Source organism: Methylobacterium sp. E-016 (assembly GCF_022829745.1).
Taxonomy (GTDB): Bacteria; Pseudomonadota; Alphaproteobacteria; order Rhizobiales; family Beijerinckiaceae; genus Methylobacterium.
In genome coordinates this window covers 1-16,105 of sequence record NZ_JAKSYF010000205.1, presented here as the reverse complement: position 1 = coordinate 16,105, position 16,105 = coordinate 1, and the positions used below count along the sequence as shown (strand labels likewise).

Annotated in this window: 13 protein-coding genes and 1 pseudogene; 6 read left to right on the top strand and 8 right to left on the bottom strand. The window is 67.4% G+C overall.

Annotated features, from left to right (window positions below; all coding sequences use genetic code 11):
* From MKK68_RS29120 to MKK68_RS29105, 4 genes are all read right to left on the bottom strand, one after another.
* Nucleotides 1-516: PAS-domain containing protein (locus MKK68_RS29120; protein WP_244033688.1), on the bottom strand; the 516-nt coding region annotated here is incomplete at its 3' end.
* A gap of 655 nt (nt 517-1,171) precedes the next feature.
* Nucleotides 1,172-2,521: a sensor histidine kinase gene (locus MKK68_RS29115; RefSeq protein WP_244033687.1), complete on the bottom strand. Its 1,350-nt coding sequence runs from the start codon at nt 2,519-2,521 to the stop codon at nt 1,172-1,174.
* Nucleotides 2,518-3,198, bottom strand: a complete 681-nt coding sequence (locus MKK68_RS29110) for a response regulator transcription factor (protein WP_147725661.1) — start codon at nt 3,196-3,198, stop codon at nt 2,518-2,520. Before MKK68_RS29110 ends, MKK68_RS29115 begins: the two co-directional genes overlap by 4 nt.
* Before the next feature lie 21 nt (nt 3,199-3,219).
* Nucleotides 3,220-3,528, bottom strand: a complete 309-nt coding sequence (locus MKK68_RS29105; protein ID WP_187274690.1) for a PepSY domain-containing protein — start codon at nt 3,526-3,528, stop codon at nt 3,220-3,222.
* Between the two features lie 118 nt (nt 3,529-3,646).
* Here MKK68_RS29105 and MKK68_RS29100 point away from each other — a divergent pair, with 118 nt between their 5' ends.
* Nucleotides 3,647-4,216, top strand: coding sequence for a thermonuclease family protein (locus tag MKK68_RS29100; RefSeq protein WP_147725649.1), 570 nt, complete (start codon nt 3,647-3,649; stop codon nt 4,214-4,216).
* A 194-nt stretch (nt 4,217-4,410) separates the two neighbouring features.
* On the opposite strand, the gene MKK68_RS29095 is transcribed toward MKK68_RS29100, so the two are convergent.
* From MKK68_RS29095 to MKK68_RS29085, 3 genes are all read right to left on the bottom strand, one after another.
* On the bottom strand, nt 4,411-5,682 hold the full coding sequence (locus MKK68_RS29095) for an efflux RND transporter periplasmic adaptor subunit (RefSeq protein ID WP_147725650.1): 1,272 nt from the start codon (nt 5,680-5,682) through the stop codon (nt 4,411-4,413).
* Between the two features lie 13 nt (nt 5,683-5,695).
* Nucleotides 5,696-8,893: an efflux RND transporter permease subunit gene (locus MKK68_RS29090; protein ID WP_244033686.1), complete on the bottom strand. Its 3,198-nt coding sequence runs from the start codon at nt 8,891-8,893 to the stop codon at nt 5,696-5,698.
* A 1,013-nt stretch (nt 8,894-9,906) separates the two neighbouring features.
* The gene (locus tag MKK68_RS29085; protein WP_244033689.1) at nt 9,907-11,109 is read right to left on the bottom strand and encodes a Zn-dependent hydrolase; all 1,203 of its coding nucleotides are present in this window, start codon (nt 11,107-11,109) and stop codon (nt 9,907-9,909) included.
* 251 nt (nt 11,110-11,360) lie between these two features.
* On the opposite strand from MKK68_RS29085, the gene MKK68_RS29080 reads away from it, so the two are divergent.
* From MKK68_RS29080 to MKK68_RS29060, 5 genes are all read left to right on the top strand, one after another.
* A complete protein-coding gene (locus tag MKK68_RS29080) occupies nt 11,361-12,188 on the top strand; it encodes a transporter substrate-binding domain-containing protein (RefSeq protein ID WP_244033685.1) in 828 nt (275 codons plus the stop codon).
* 40 nt (nt 12,189-12,228) lie between these two features.
* Nucleotides 12,229-12,975 carry an amino acid ABC transporter permease gene (locus MKK68_RS29075; RefSeq protein WP_147725657.1) on the top strand — a complete coding sequence of 249 codons (747 nt, stop codon included), beginning with the start codon at nt 12,229-12,231 and terminating at the stop codon, nt 12,973-12,975.
* Nucleotides 12,972-13,820, top strand: coding sequence for an amino acid ABC transporter permease (locus tag MKK68_RS29070; RefSeq protein WP_244033684.1), 849 nt, complete (start codon nt 12,972-12,974; stop codon nt 13,818-13,820). The genes MKK68_RS29075 and MKK68_RS29070 overlap by 4 nt, the downstream gene beginning before the upstream one ends.
* A gap of 29 nt (nt 13,821-13,849) precedes the next feature.
* The gene (locus MKK68_RS29065) at nt 13,850-14,602 is read left to right on the top strand and encodes an amino acid ABC transporter ATP-binding protein (RefSeq protein WP_147725659.1); all 753 of its coding nucleotides are present in this window, start codon (nt 13,850-13,852) and stop codon (nt 14,600-14,602) included.
* A 579-nt stretch (nt 14,603-15,181) separates the two neighbouring features.
* Nucleotides 15,182-15,349 (top strand): hypothetical protein, encoded by a 168-nt coding sequence (locus MKK68_RS29060; protein WP_244033683.1) that lies wholly within the window; start codon nt 15,182-15,184, stop codon nt 15,347-15,349.
* 564 nt (nt 15,350-15,913) lie between these two features.
* On the opposite strand, the pseudogene MKK68_RS29055 reads toward MKK68_RS29060, so the two are convergent.
* Nucleotides 15,914-16,105 (bottom strand): annotated as a pseudogene (locus tag MKK68_RS29055) (cell division protein FtsH); the annotation flags it as partial.

Here is a 16,105-nt window from a genome sequence, read left to right as displayed (position 1 = left end):
CACGAGGGCCTCGGAGAGTCGTTCCTGCAGGAGCAGCCGGTTCGGCAAGCCGGTGAGCGGATCCTGGCGTGCCGCCTCGTCGGCGCGCGCCTCGCTGGCCTTGCGCGCGCTGACGTCCTCGATCGTCGCGATCCAACCCTGTTCCTCTGCAGGATTCAGCTCGACCTGCAGCGTGAGCCCCTGATCCCTGACCTCGAACGAAACGGCCGTGCGACGATCGCGTCCCTGGCGCAAGGATCGGAAGACCTCGCGCCTCGGTTTCCCAGTCCCGGCGCACAGGGCGCGAAGCAACGGCCTGGCACCCAGTTTGCGCGAAGGCGGCAGGAAGTTGGTCAGCAGGCGCTCGGCCGGCGCATTCGAGACGATCACGCGCCCCGCATCGTCGATCATCAGCAGCCCGTGCCGGATCACGTCGAGATAGCGCGCCCAGGCGTGGGAGGGGGTGCCCGCGTTCGGCCGCAGGCTCCGCGGCGTCTCGCGCCGGGCAGCGCCAAGGTAGTGCCGTTCAGCGCTCATGGCACATCGGACCCGATCTCAGGCCGCCCAGCGAGCGTGCCGAATGGAAGCACTTATTTATAGAGGTAGAATTCTTAATTAGAGGCTACACTGGGCGTTGAATTCGCGCTCTCAAGTTGCAATCAGCCGCCATTCGAACCTGTCGCCACCGCGCAGGTCGACGGCCTTGGCTGCCATGGTATCGGCAGCAACGGACTGGCGGCAAAGCCGACGCCCTCCGGCAGCGGTTCAGTGGGAGCCGGTAGGTCGAACTTGGATCAACTGTCGAACGCAGGCATCCGGCACCTAAGGCGACGCCGGATACCGGGGTCGACACGCACGGGCATGATGTTCCCGGCGGCGTGCAAGGTGGTCGCACGCCGGCATCCGTAGCTGCCAAACTCGCAAATTCTGCGCGATCCACCGCGGTGACGGGGGAACGGACCGCTGCCGGAACGGCAGAAAACGGATGTCTGCTTCGGGGGTAAAGCGTCGATCCCGTCCGACGTTTGGCCTTGAACCAGACGTTCGATTCGAGCTCGAAGCGTCAACGGCCGCCTCTGCGTCCCGGCAGCGCCGGCAAGGGCCGTCTCGGGCCAGGTGGCTCGCTGAGCCGCCTGGATATCCATCCTGGCGGTCTCGACTGTCCCCTGCCGGCGGAAGACTGCCGAAGACGTCAGCCGGAGGACCAAACCATCTCGACCATCAGTCCCCCCTCGGCGGCCTCGCCGAATGCCATCCGGGCACCGGCTGCCTCGGCTACGTCGCGGGCGATCGCCAACCCGAAACCGGTGCCCGGTCGGCTTTCGTCCCAGCGCACCCCACGGCCCAGCCCGGCCAGGGCCGGAGGGTCCATCCCCGGCCCATCGTCGCTGACCGACAAGCGGCCTCCCGCCCCGTCCGGCGTCCCGGTGACGCGCACACGCCGGTGTGCCCACTTGCGCGCGTTGTCGAGCAGGTTGCCCAGAACCTCCATCAGCTCGCCCTCGTCGCCCGGGTAAGACAGATCGGCAGGGACAGATACGTCCCAGACCAGTGAGTCGCCCTCGGGAAGCCGCCGCATCGTGGCGACGAGCCTGTCCACGACCGCCGCCACGCCACAGGATCTGCGACGCAGGTCCCGAGCACCCGCGAGGCGCGCTCGAGCCAGCGTGCGATCGACCTGACCGCCCATCGCCTGTGTCTGTTCCGCGATCTGCTGCGCCACAAGCGGTTCCGTTGCGGAGAGCCTGCGCATCAGGGCGTCGATGACGGCCAACGGCGTCTTCAGTCCGTGTGCCATGTCCCCCGCGCCGGCCTCCGCTCGCTTGAGCGCCCGTTCCTGTGCGTCGAGCAACGAGTTGAGGTCGGCCACGAGCGGACGAACCTCGTCCGGGAAGACGTCCGGGAGGCGTTCGCGCGTTCCGGCATGCACCGCGGCAAGGCTCGCGCGCAACGTTCGAAATGGCGTCAGCGCGCGATGGACGAAGACCGCCATCGCCAGGGTCAGCACCACGAACAGCGCGGCGAGCGACGGCATAAGAAGGCGCAGGAACGTCGACCGGCTCGCGGCCAGTCCACGCCGATCCTCGGCGACGGTGACCCGCAACCGTGTCGCCGTTCCGCCGGCCCCATCGATCTCGACCGGTCGCGATAGGGACAGGAGCCGCCCCCCATCCGGTCCCGTCGCATCGATGACCATCGGCGCATCACCCGTGTCCAGGCCCGACGATTCGAGTCTCTTGTCCCAAAGCGAGCGCGACCGCAGGGACCGCCGGTCCGGCGTCTCGACCTGCCAGTACAGGCCGCCATAGGGTGTGGCGAACCGCGGATCCGGCGGCTCGCGCGACAGGGTCGGGGCACCGTCCGAACCCAGTCCGACGCGCCCGGCGATGAGCTTGGCCGAGCGGTCGAGCTCGTCGGCCGTTCGGGCGTCCAGCACGCGGTCGAAGATGATCGTCAGGCCGAAGCCGGCCAGCAGCAGAGCGAGGCCGATCAAGGCGGCGCCGGTGATCCCGAGGCGCAGGCGCAGGGAGTCCGCCCTCAACGGCCAGGCGCTTTCGGTTGGTCGGCGGGGACGAGGTACCCCTGGCCGCGCCGGGTCTCGATCATTCCCGGCCCGAGCTTGCGTCGCAACCGCGTCAACAGCGCCTCGAGTGCGTTGGCCTCGCGGTCGCTTCCGACGCCGTGGAGGTGGTCGAGAAGTTCGCCGGCCGAAACCACCTGTCCATGCTGGTGCATAAGGAAAGCGAGCAGGCGGTACTCCAACGCGGTCAGGTCGATCTCGCGACCGGCGACGCTGACGGCCCGGGTGCGCGTATCGAGCTCAACGGCGCCGGCGCGCAGCACCGGCGAGGCGTGGCCGGCGGTGCGCCGCAGGATTGCGCGCAGCCGCGCTGCGAGCTCTTCCATTCGAAATGGCTTGGCGAGGTAGTCGTCGGCGCCGGCGTCGATGCCCTCCACGCGCTCCCGCCATCCATCGCGCGCGGTGAGGATCAGCACGGGGACCATCGTGCCGGCCGCGCGCAGACGGCGGAGCACGCCGAGGCCATCGAGGCGCGGCAGGCCCAAGTCCAGCACCATCGCGTCGTAGGTCTCGGTCTCGGCGCGGAACCACGCGGCCTCGCCATCCGCGACGACGTCCACAACGTAGCCGGCACGCTCCAGGCCAGCGCTCACGTCCGCGGCGATGCGGGGCTCGTCCTCGACGACTAGCACCCGCATCGGACGCATTTCCATGTCAGGTCAGTCATCGTCGTCCCTGTCGATGATCTGCAGCGACTGCGCATCGACCTTCACGTCGCGTCGTTTGCTGTCCGCGCCGAGGATACGCAGCTTGTACAACCAGTGCCCGTCGTGGTGCTTCAGGTCGAGGGCCACGACGTCGCCGGGCACGGCAGCACGGGCGGCGCGCAGGACCTCGTCGAGCGGACGGATCTCGCCGCGTTCGAGGGCGCGACGGGCCCGGTCGGCGTCGTCGTCCGCGCGCGCAGGGACCATCCGGACGAGACCTGAGCAAAGGGCGGCGACGAGAAGGATGCGGAGGATCGGCATGGACACTGGCACCATGGGTGGGTCAACCTGACGGGAGGCTGACGGGCTCCGTCAGGCCGGTGGGTTCAGGATCCGCCAGAACGCTCCGCAGATCCCTCGTTCGCGGAGCCGCACGGCCATGTCCATCATCATCGGCATCCTTCTGACCGTCGTGGCGGCGATTGCCGGCACGATCCTGTGCCCGCCGCCGGCCACAAGACATCAACCCCCGGCCCGGGTCCCGGACAACCGCGTCTTGACGCTGGCCCTGGCCACTTGTCTCGCCATCGCGGGGAAACCGGCGTTGGCTGGGGAGCCGGCGACGGGGCATGCCTCGCTGATCAACGGGACCACCCTCACGATCGACGGCGGATCCGTCACGCTGTTCGGCATCGTGATGCCCGCACCGGATGCGACGTGTTGGGACGCCCACGAGGTTCCCTACGCGTGCGGCCGTCAAGTCCGCGAGAAGATGATCGCACGCATCGGGACGGCGGAGCCGATTTGCGAGCGGCACGATCGCCCAGACAGCGGTTCCGCCGAGGCGACGTGCCGAATCGGTGACGAGGACCTCGGCGATTGGATGATCGCCAACGGTTACGCGATGCCCGCCCGCGACGCGCCGGCATCCTACAGGCGGGCGAGCGACCGGGCCTGGGGGCGTCGTGCCGGCTTGTGGGCCGGAGTGTTCGACAATCCGACGGACTGACGGCAGGGCGGGCGATAGGGCGTATCCGATAGACGAACGGCGCCGCTCTAGGTGCGTGCAGTTGCCATGACGTGCCCGCCGGCGACCGGCGAAATCGCCGTGCGGTCAGGCTGCACGGCGGCCTGACCCATTCGCGATGGCGGGTCGCGGTGCACCACGCGGGGGCCGGGAAACGTCCGCCGCGGGGGCGATCGTCAGTTCGCCGAGGCGGTCCGCGGAGCGGCCTCCTCTCCGGCGACGCGGACGACGTCCCCGCTCGCCAGGAACTCCTGAGGATTGTCGATCAGCCGTTCGGCGGTGGTCACGCCCGCGCGCACCTCGACCTCGTTGCCGAGGTTCCGCCCGAGCGTCACGGGCTTCAGCGCGATCCGGTGGTCGTCGCCCACCTGCGCCACCTGCGTGCCGTTGCGGTCGAACACCAGCGCGGTGGCGGGCACGCGCAACGTCCCCGGGTCCGAGGGCACGTGGAATCGCACCTCCACGAACGCCCCCGGCCAGAGCTTGCCTTCCGGGTTGTCGGCCTGGAGCTCCACGAGACCCTTTCGGGAATCCTCCGCGATGGCGTTCGCGGTCGAGGTCACCTCCGCGTCGAACGCCGCCTCCTGCCCCGGCACGCGCAGGGAGGCCTTCAACCCCGGCTTCATCACGGCGAGGAAGGCCTGCGGCACGTTCACGTAGGCGCGCACCCGGTGGAGATCCGAGACCCGGTAGAGCGGCCGTCCCGAGGTTCCCCCCGCCGTGAGCAGGTCGCCGATGTCGACGTTGCGCGCGGTCACGACCCCGTCGAAGGGTGCCCGGACCTCCTTGAACCGCGTCAGTTCCTCCAGGCGCCCGACATTGGCCTGCTGGGCGACGATGTTCGCCTTGGCCACCGACAGGGCCGCCGTGCGCGAGGCCGCGGTGAAGCGGTCGGTGTCGCCGCGCTCCTCGCTCGACCAGCCCTGCGTGACCAGGCGGGCGGTGCGCTTGTTGGTGGCCGCGCTGAGATCGGCGTTCGCCTGAGCCTGGTCGACCGCCGCCTGAAGCTGAACAAGGGTGGCGCGCGCCTCGGCGAGTTGCTGGTCGAGGTCGGGCGCCGAGATCTCGGCCAGGACCTCGTCCTTGCGCACGCGGGCGCCGATATCCCGATGCCAGGCCGTGACGTAGCCGCTGGCGCGGGCATACAGCGTCCCGGTGTAGAAGGCGCTCAGCGACCCGGGCAAGGTCAGGTCCTCGTCCGTGGGCCCGCGCCGGGCGTGCACCACCCGAACGGTGGGCACGGCCTGCCGTTCGGTCCAGCTCTCGACCTCTTGCATCCCCTTCGCACGGTCGTTGATGCCGACCCAGGCCAGCGCCGCGGCGCCGATGGCCACGCCCGCCAGCAGCGCGCCGACCCGGCGCCCCGACGGCGTGCGGGGCGACGCGACTGCGGGCTCGGCGCTCGCGTGCGCGGCGTCGTCGGATTTGGCGTGTTGGGTCGGGTGCATGCGGGATCTGCGCTCAGGCCGATGGGGACGAGAGGGGCTGGGGGGAAGCGTCTTCGCGCCGGGCCGCGGCGCGGCGCGGCCGCCCATGCACGATGCCGAAGACCACCGGCACGAAGAACAGGGTCGCGAGCGTGGCGAACAGCAATCCGCCGATCACGGCGCGGCCGAGCGGGGCGTTCTGGCCCGGCTCGATCGCCATCGGCGCCATGCCGATCATCATCGCCAGCGCGGTCATCATCACAGGCCGCAGCCGCGTCGCCCCGGCCGCCAGCGCGGCCTCCATCGCCGTGCGTCCCGCGTCGAACTGCTCGCGGGCGAAGCTGATGACCAGGATCGAGTTGGCGGTCGCCACGCCCATGCACATGATCGCCCCCGTCAGCGCCGGCACCGAGGCGTGGGTGTGCGTGGCGAACAGCATCCACACGATGCCGGCGAGCGCCGCCGGCAGCGCCGTCACGATGACGAACGGGTCGACCCAGGACTGGAAGTTGACGACGATGAGCAGGTAGATGAGCATGATCGCGAAGGCGAGGCCCACGAGCAGCTGCTGGTAGGCCTGCGCCATGGTCACCGCCTGCCCGCGCACCGTGACGGTCGCCCCCTTCGGCAGGTCGGCCCGCGTCGCGTCGATCGCCCCCTGGATGTCCGCGGTGACGCCGCCGAGATCGCGGTCCTGCGTCGTGGCCAGGATGTTGACGGTGGGGGCGATGTTGTAGTCGGTCGCCACCGCGCTGAGCGGCTCGGGGCGGATCGTCGCCAAGCCCCCCAGGAGCTGCTCCGAGCGGGCGGCGGTGATCGGCAGGTTGTTGAGCGCGCCCAGCGTGTCGATCGAATACTGCGGCGTCTGGACGGAGACCGGGTAGGACACGCCGTTGCGCGGGTCGAGCCAGTAGGTCGGAGCGGTCTGCGTGCTGCCCGACAGCGTCGCCTGGAGGCTCGCGGCCGCGTCGCCCTCGGTCAGGCCGACGACCCCGGCGAGCGCGCGATCGAAATCGACCCGCAGCGCCGGGTTGCGCGCCTGCTCCTGGATGCGGGCGTCCGCGACCCCGGCTACGCGGCGGACCCGGGCCAGGAGCATGTTGGCGTAGGCGCGGCCCCCCGCGATGTCGCGGCTGGCCACCTGGACATCCAGCGCGGCGGGGGAGCCGAAGTTCAGGATCTGGCTGACGATGTCGGCGGGCAGGAAGGCGAAGGTCACGCCGGGAAAATCCTGCGGCAGGCGCTCGCGCAGCTGCCGGGTCAGCGCCGCGGTCGATGGGCCGCCCTCGCTGCCGCCACTGGTCTCGTCGAGGGTCACCAGCATGTCGGCGTCGAAGGTGCCGATGGTGCCGCTGTTGCCATAGGAAATGTTGATGCCGCTGATCGGAAGGCCGATGTTGTTGACGACGCTGGCCACCCGTCCCGGCGGAATCAGCGCGCGCAGCCGTCCCTCGACCCGCCCGGTCAGGGCCGTCATCTCCTCGATGCGCGTGCCCGTCGGGGCCCGCAGGTGAATGCGGAGCGCCCCTGCATCCACGTCCGGGAAGAAGTCCCGCCCGAGATAGGGGACGAGGCCGAACGACAGGCCGACCACCGCGAGGAAGCCGACGGCGAACGACTTCCGGCGCGACAGCGCCAAGCCGAGCAGCCCCAGATAGGCCTGCCGCAGGGCCTCGAAGCGGTGCTCGAAGCCTCGCTGAAACCGGGCGAAGGGGCCGGGCTTGTTCGCCGGATCCTGCTCGTGGGCGTGCTCGGTCAGCAGGTAGCGCGCCAGCGTCGGCACCAGGGTATAGGTGAGCGCGTAGGACGCGATCATCGCGAACACCACCGCCATCGCCAGCGGCCGGAACAGGAAGCCCGCCACGCCGCCCAGCGCCAGGAGCGGCACGAAGGCGATGCAGATGCAGAACAGGGCGACGGTGGCCGGCGGCATGATCTCCTGCGCCCCGCGGGTGATCGCGGTGACGATGTCCTCGCCGAACTCTTCCATGTGCCGGTTGATGTTCTCGATGGTCACGGTCGCATCGTCGACGAGGATGCCGACGGCCAGCGCGAGCCCGCCGAGCGTCATCACGTTGATGGTCTGCCCAAGCGCCGAGAGCGCGATCAGCGAGCACAGCACGGCGAGCGGGATCGACACGGTGATGATCAGCGTCGAGCGCCAGCTGCCCAGGAAGACCAGGATCATCAGGCCGGTCAGCGCGGCGGCGATGACCCCCTCGCGCACCACCGCCACCACGGACTCGCGCACGAAGCCCGACTGGTCGGCCACGTACTTGAGGTCGACGCCCGTCGGCAGGCCCGCCTGGATGGCGGGCAGGCGCGCCTTGACGTCGGCGATGATGTCCAAGGTCGAGGCGTTGCCGATCTTGAGGATCGACATCAGCACGCCCTTCTTGCCGTCGAGCTGGACGACGTTGGTCTGGGGCGGCGAGCCGTTGCGCACGTGGGCGACGTCGCGCATGAAGACCACGGCGCCGTCCACGACCTTGACCGGCAGGTCGTTGAACGCCTCGATGCTCTTGGGTGAATCGTTGAGGTCGACGATCCACTCGAAGCTCCCGATCTTCTGGGTGCCCACCGGATTGATCAGGTTCTGCCGGGCCAAGGCCGCGCCGACGTCGGCCGCCGACAGGCCGTGGGCGTGCAGCGCCGACTGGTCGAGATCGATCTGCACCTGGCGCGCGGCGCCGCCGTAGGCGTAGGGCAGCTGCGCCCCGGGGATCGTGGTGAGCTGAGGCCGGATGAAGTTCTGCGCGAGGTCGTTGAGCGCCGTCTGCGAGAGGCTGTCGCTGGACAGGGCGAGCTGGATGATCGGCACGCTCGACGCGTTGTAGGCGAGCATCAGGGGCGGCGTGACGCCCGGCGGCAGCTGCTTGAGCTGCGTCTGCGAGATGGAGGTGACCTGCGCCTGGGCTGCGGTGATGTCGACGCCGGGCTGGAAGTAGATCTTCACGATCCCGTAGCCCGGGACCGATTGCGACTCGATGTGCTCGATGTCGTTGACCGTGGTGGTCAGCGAGCGCTCGAACACCGATACGATGCGTCCCGCCATGTCGTCGGGCTGCAACCCGGTGTACTGCCAGACGACGCTGATCACCGGGATGCCGATCCGGGGGAAGATGTCGGTCGGGGTGCGCACGATCGCCATGACCCCGAAGATCAGGATCAGGATCGACATCACGACGAAGGTGTAGGGCCGCAGCAGGGCCAGTCGGACGATCGCCGCCATACCTTGAATTCGCCTCGATCAATCCGTTGGGCGGGGCTCGACGGCCGCGTACAGAAGCATATCGCATCATGCATTCATCGGGCCAGTGCGGCAATTTGATGACGTCACGCGCGCGAGGCCACCAGAAACAAGGAGATACAATCCTCTATCGATGGTCAGTGCAGTCAACTCTGCTGTCGTTGACGGCACTGAATACGATTCGTAGCGTACTTTTATGGCACGCCGAGCGATGACTGCGACCTGACGATTTAAGCTGCCGCTGCGGCAACCTGAGCTTTCTCTTGGATGAGGGCGCGGTGGGACTGACCCACACCCGCCTTGAATTCACAGCGGATCTCGGACGACACGGGTGCCGGACCGGCGGCTCATCGTTCGATGCGGTAGACGCCGCCGTCTGGAGCGAGACCGCGCAGACGTTTATCGGTCGATGAGACCGCACCACGGTTTTCGGACGGTGAACGCCATTTTCGCCATCGGAGTTGCTGCCCAACCGGCAGCCGGCCCGGATTGTCGCCCGACATCCCACCCTGTGATGTCCAAAACCAGGCCATCCTCCTGGCGTTGCCCCCCGTCCCGGCTGCCGGATCCGGATGGTCCAGCAGCCGATCGCTTCCAACCCGGCAGCGCTCGCGTCAACAGGGGCTTGGCCCGGCCTGACGTTCCGCCATCGGTCTCCCCCGGCCTGGGGCACGGCAACGGTACGCGCTGACCAGCGGCCATCGGCGAAGGCTTCTGCGAAAACGCCTTCCTGAACCTCGTCATGGATCACGAGCGCCGCACGCACATCGTCCAGCCTGAGGTAGCCGCCACGCCACCATCTTCAGCCCGACGGGGATCAGGTCGACGCGATCCTGCATGAATTCGGCCATAACCGCGCGTCGCAGGCGCTCGCACGGCACCGCGTCGGTCAGTCCGAGCTGGTTCTATCGCCGATCATCGACGTCATTGCCTAAACATCAGGACGGGTCAGCGGCTGGATTCTTGACGGGGGCTTCCAGAAACGCTGGGCAAAATCACTTGGCGAGGACCTGCTTCGCCGCCGCTCCAAGGGCGCGCACGCCGGAAACTAGGTCTGCGTCGCAGGTATCCTCTGCCCAGTGATGGCTGATACCGCCGATCGATGGGACGAACAGCATGGCGGCCGGCAGGATGCGGGCCACGTTTTGTGCGTCGTGCCCGGCCCCCGAGGGCATCACCTGCCAGCGGCCGGGGCAGACCTGTTCGGCCGCTTCCGAGAGGGCACGCATCAGGTTCGGGTCGCACGGGGCGGGGATCGCCTTCGAGAGGGCCGTGAGCGTGGCGGTGCAACGCTCCCGCCGGTTCGACTCGCGCACCAGCGCTTCGAGGCAAGCCTCCATCCGCTCCAGCACTGGAATCGACACGTCTCGGAACTGGAAGGCCACCTCGGCCCGGCCCGGGATGATGCTGTAGCCGCCGGGATCCAGGGTGATCCGTCCTGTCGTCCAGGTGCTGCGCGGGCCGCAGACCTTCGGAAATTCCCGGTCGGCCGCCGCAAGGAGGCGTACCGCCGAGAGCCCGGCATCCCTGCGCTCGATCATTGTGGTGCCGCCGGCATGGTCCTGGTTGCCTTCGAATAGGATCTGAAACTGCCAGATCGCCACGATGCCGCTGACCACGCCGAGATACTGGCCGGCGGCTTCGAGCTGCGTGCCCTGCTCGATATGCAGTTCCAGGAAGCCACGGTAGCGGGCGGGATCCAGCTGCATCCGGGAAAGGCCCGCGAGCCCTGCGGATTCGAGGGCCATCCGCAGGGGCGTGCCGTCTGTGCGGTTGCGAGCGGCGTCGATCTCACCCTCCGTCAGATCACCGATCGCCGAGCGGCTTCCCAGGAAGCCGCCAGAAAAGTGCCCCTCCTCGTCGGCGAAGGCGACGACGTCGACGGGCAGCCCGGCCCTCGCCAGCGCCAGCCCGGCGACGACGCCGAGCGCCCCGTCGAGCCAGCCGGCCTCGTTCTGGGTCTCGATGTGGCTGCCGACCAAGAGGTGGGGTCCCGGGCCGCGATGACGACCGAGCACGTTGCCGATGCCGTCGATCGACGCCTCGAGACCGCATTCTTCGAGCCGGGTCATCAGCCAGCGGCGCGCGTGCATATCCTCAAGCGAGAAGGTCGGCCGGTGGACGCCGGTGCGGAACCGGCCGATCTCGCGCAATTCGTACAGGTCGGCCAGAAACGTTTCGGTATCGATCTCGGTCATGCCCGATCCATGCGAATAATCGCGTTCGATGGTCACTGCCCCACCCTCTCTCAGAGATCGAGGGTCACGCCGCCCCGAGCACGCGAGACGCATGGCGTCATTCGATCCCGGCGTTTCCCGACCGAGAGAACGACAGCCTATGGATTGCTTGACCCGGTTTAACCGGAAACGGCAGTCTCCCCGAAAAGCGCTCGTCGAGCCCTGGTCTCCTCTCCGGTGACCCGGATTCACCAAGCACAAGGTATCGTTCCATGCGCAAGCGGACTTCGGCGTTCCTCGGCTCTCGCCTGTTCGCGGCCGCCGCCTTGCTTTCCGCCTCCTCGGCGATCGCGGCGGACGGGATCGAGGCGATCAAGCAACGTGGGACGCTGGTCGTCGGTGTGAAGGCGGATTACCGCCCCTTCGGCTTCCGCGATCCGAGCGGGGCGATCATCGGGTTGGAACCGGACCTCGCCGCCGACGTCGCCAAGCGTCTTGGTGTGAAGCTGGAACTCGTGCCGGTGGTCTCTTCGAACCGGATCGAGTTCCTGCAGCAGGGCAAGGTCGATCTCCTCATCGCCACGCTCTCGGACAAACCGGAGCGACGCCGCGTAGTGCAGGCGATCGACCCGCAATACTATTCTGACTTCGTCAACGTGATGCTGCCGAAGAAGGCCGGCATCACCGACTGGGCGCAGCTCAAGGGAAAGCCTCTCTGCGCCACCTCTGGAGCCTGGTACAACAAGGACGTGGCCCGCTCCTACGGCGCCGAGATCGTCGCCTTCGACGGTTCCGAGAAGCCGCTTTTCGCGCTCAAGCAGGGCAATTGCGTCGGCTACGTCTACGACCAGAGCATGCTGCAGGGTAAGCTTCTCGACGCAGATTGGAAGGCTGACTACGCCCTGCCGCTGAAGGGCATCCTCGACGCCCCCTGGATGATGGCCGTGGCGCTCGGCAACAGCTCGCTGCAGGCCCTTTTGGAGACGACGACCAAGGACTGGATGAAGTCCGGCTTCGTCGTCGAGGAGAAAAAGTGGGGGATCGAGCCGACGGAATACTCGAAGGCGATGCACGAGAAGTACAAGAACGCGACCAACTGAGCCGCGCTTGGCCGTTCGACGGGCCGTCTTGAGGAACACGATGGACGCCGTTCCGAACTGGTTCCGGTCCCTCTACGAGACCACGGGCTTCAACTTCACGGTCTTCTACGACCCCTACGACTGGCATCGCTACGTCAACGGTCTGAAGATCACCCTGCTGCTCACGGTGACGACGATCCTGGTGAGCCTCGTCATCGGCGCCGTGGGGGCATTCATCCAGGGTGGCCCGTCCCGCTTCCTGCGCAGCGTCGTGAACGGCTTCGTCGTCGTGTTCCGCAACACGCCGCCGCTGGTGCAGATCTTTTTCTTCTATTTTGGGCTCGGCACCCTGCTGCCGGCGGCCCGAACCGCCGACGGTTTGCGCGTACCCCTCCTCGACAACGTGCAATGGGCCATCGTCTCGCTGGCCCTGTTCGCCGGGGCCTTCAACGTCGAGATCTTCCGCTCGGGCATCGAGGCGGTGCCGCGCACCACCGTCGAGGCGGCCGAGTCCCTCGGCTACACCCGACGCAAGGCCTACCTCTACGTCGTGCTGCCGCTCGCCCTCCGGGTCTGCCTGCCGGCCCTGAACAACAACCTGATCAACCTCCTGAAGACCACAACCCTGGCCTACGCCATCGCCGTACCCGAGACACTCTACGCGGTGAAGCAGATCTGGTCGGAGTCGCAGAACGTGCTGGAGATGATGATGGTGCTGCTGGCGACCTACGCGGTCCTCGTCGGCGTCCTCGTCTGGATCATGCATCGCTGGGAGCGGGCTCTGCGAATCCCGGGCTACAGCCGGTGAGGCCGCCGCAGACCGCGAGCGACCTGCCGGTGCTGCTGCCGTTCCGGGTCTCGCGCACGCGGGCTCGGTTCGCCGTAGGGCCGGTCCGGGCCGGGCTCCTCGGGGCCGGGCTCGCCGGGCTCGTCCTCGTGGCGCCGGCCTTCGCGCAGGGGCCGGACGCGGTGCTGTCGCCGTTCCAGGTCGTCCTGCGCTGGGCGCCGCTGCTGCTGACGGGCTTTGCCTTAAACGTCGCGATCTCGCTCATCGCGATGCTTCTCGGCACGGCCGCGGGCGTCGGGCTGGGGCTCGGCCTCTTGAGCGAGGGCCCGATCCTGCGCCGCATCGCCTGGGCCCTGACGCAGTTCTTCCGCAACGTGCCCTGGCTGGTGCTGCTGTTCTTCGTCATGTTCCTTGTGCCGTTCCAGGTCACGGTGCTCGGCGTGCGGGTGCCGCTGCCCGACTGGATCAAGGCGACCGTGGGGTTCGCGCTTCCGGTGATGGCCAACGTCGCCGAGATCGTGCGCGGCGCCGTGCGCTCGGTGCCGGCCGCCCAGTGGGAGGCAGCCGAGTCGCTGGCCTTCACCCGGCGCCAGACGCTGTTCCGCATCATCCTGCCTCAATGCCTGAAGCGGATGCTGCCGCCTTGGATGAACGTCTACGCCCTGATTGCCATGGCCACGGTCCAGGCCTCGATCGTGGGCGTCACCGAGATGCTGACGCTGACGGCGCAGGTACACGCGGCGGAAGGAGGCCGGCCGGAGCTGTTCGCGCCCCTCTACGGCTTCGCCCTGCTCTGCTTCTTCCTCTACTGCTACCCGATCGACCGGCTGACCGCGCGCCTCGAGCGGCGCTTCGAGACGGCGTGAGGCCTCGCGTGTTCGATGGTGCGTCCCCGATGCTGAGTGTTCCGCCCGCCGATCTGCCGATCGTGCAGTTGCTCGACGTGCACAAGTCCTTCGGCGAGGCCGAGGTCCTCAAGGGCATCAGCTTCGCCGTGCGCCGGGGTGAGGTCGTCTGCATTATCGGACCGTCGGGTTCGGGCAAGTCGACGCTGATCCGCTGCATCAACGCTCTCGTACCGCTCACCTCCGGCATGATCCGGGTCGATGGGATCGAGGTGGCCGACCCGAAGCTCGACAAGCTCGCCCTGCGGCGCAAGGTCGGCATGGTGTTCCAGCAGTACAACCTGTTTCCGCACAAGACGGCGCTGGAAAACGTTATGATGGCGCCGATCCACGTGCTCGGCCAGGACAGGCGCGAGGTCGAGGTCCGGGCGCACGCCCTCCTCGCCAAGGTCCGGCTCGCCGGCAAGGAAGCGGCCTATCCGGGCGAGATGTCGGGAGGGCAGCAGCAGCGGGTGGCCATCGCCCGCTCGCTCGCGATGCGGCCTGACGTGATGCTGTTCGACGAGGTCACAGCCGCGCTCGACCCGGAGACGGTCAAGGAGGTGCTGGTCACCATCCGCGAACTCGCCGAGGAGGGCATGACTTGCATCCTCGTCACACACGAGATGAACTTCGCCCGCGAGGTCGCCGACCACGTCTACTTCACCGATCGCGGTGTGATCGTCGAGCACGGGCCGCCCGAGTCGCTGTTCTCGTCCGCTGTCGACCCGCGCACACGACGATTCCTATCGCAAGTTCTTTGAGAGCCTATCCGAGTAGAGGCAGACAAACTCTAGGCATCGCCCCCCTACCCGATAGGAAGGTGATCGGCGGCTTGCGGCCCAACCCATCCGTACGAGACGACATCGTGGCTGCCGGAAAGCGGACGTAAGCCCCCGTTGTCGTGGGCGGCAGGAAATGGCCGAAAGCGGAGCGGCATTTTCGGGGTTAGATGGCTGGCATTGCGGGCATCCGGATATTTGTCGCTGACAACATGCTGATGTGCGAACTTGTCTTCATAGAAATGGAGCATTAGCCTGAACATAGAGCATGATCCTGCGCACACATGATGGCCATCTCAGGAGCGACGGTGCAAAGCGACAAATCCTTCCTGTCGCGGCTACGGGTGAGCAGGAAGACGTCCTTGCCAGGCGGCACGGGTCCGAGTTCAGTCATTCTCAACATCGGGTCTCTGCCCCCGATGTAGTGAGGAAGAAGCACAAGTCCGGCTCCGGATCGCGCGGCGATTGATTGTGCGAATCGGTCATACACTTGAGAAGCCAGGCCGCGCGGGAAGTGCCGCGTCACATCCGGCGGCAGGACTTCCGATGGACGCCAGAGTCGTGACCGTCGGCCTGGTGGCACCTCAGCTGTCCCAGACGCTGGATGTCGTCGGGCTCGCCGACGCGTTCGCGCAGGGCGGCCAAGGGGCGGGGGCACGCGTGTCGTACGCCGTCACCCTCCTGGGCACCAAGTTCGGGCCGATCACTGCGGCGTCGCGGGTTCGCTAGGCTCTGAATGGTGCCTGCAGCGCTTTCTATCGAAAACGTCGGAGATGATCTTTCTACGCGGTCACCAGCATCCGCGTGTTTATTCAGCTTCGGTGGATTGCTGCCGGCATGCTCTCGAGCGCTTTCCTTTGCGCAAAGCTGGAAATGTCGCGCGGCGGTCCGCTTGGCGCTGTTGATAAGGCGGCGGGGCGCTGATGTGTCAGGGGCGCGGACGGCGAGTGACGGAACGCGGCCAACTTGAAGTTCGCATGGGACGGGTTGGAAGAAGCGCATACGCGCGAAAAGGGGAAGTCCCACAGGGGCCCCTACCATATCTCCAGTGGTTCCAGCCGGCCTCTAGATTGTAATCCAATATCCCGCATATGCGACAAATAGGCAGTTTGATTGCGAAATTAATCTATAATTTACCGCAAGAATTACAATTCAAGTCGAAGAGGTCGTAGACCCTCCGGCTGGAACCACTGGAGATATGGTAGGGGCCCCTGTGGGACTTCCCCTTTTCGCGCGTATGCGCTTCTTCCAACCCGTCCCATGAGAACTTCAAGTTGGCCGCGTTCCGTCACTCGCCGTACGCGCCCCTGACACATCCTGCCGGCTGAGGAAGATCCAGGCACCGATGAAAAAGATGATCGGCAGCCAGTTCACCAGCAGCGCGATGAACCAGGGCGTAGAATCCGACGGCGGCCGGGCGGTGATCTGCACGCCCTTCTGGGACAGCTTGCTGATCAGCCCCGGATCGAATGGCGCGTAGGTGGT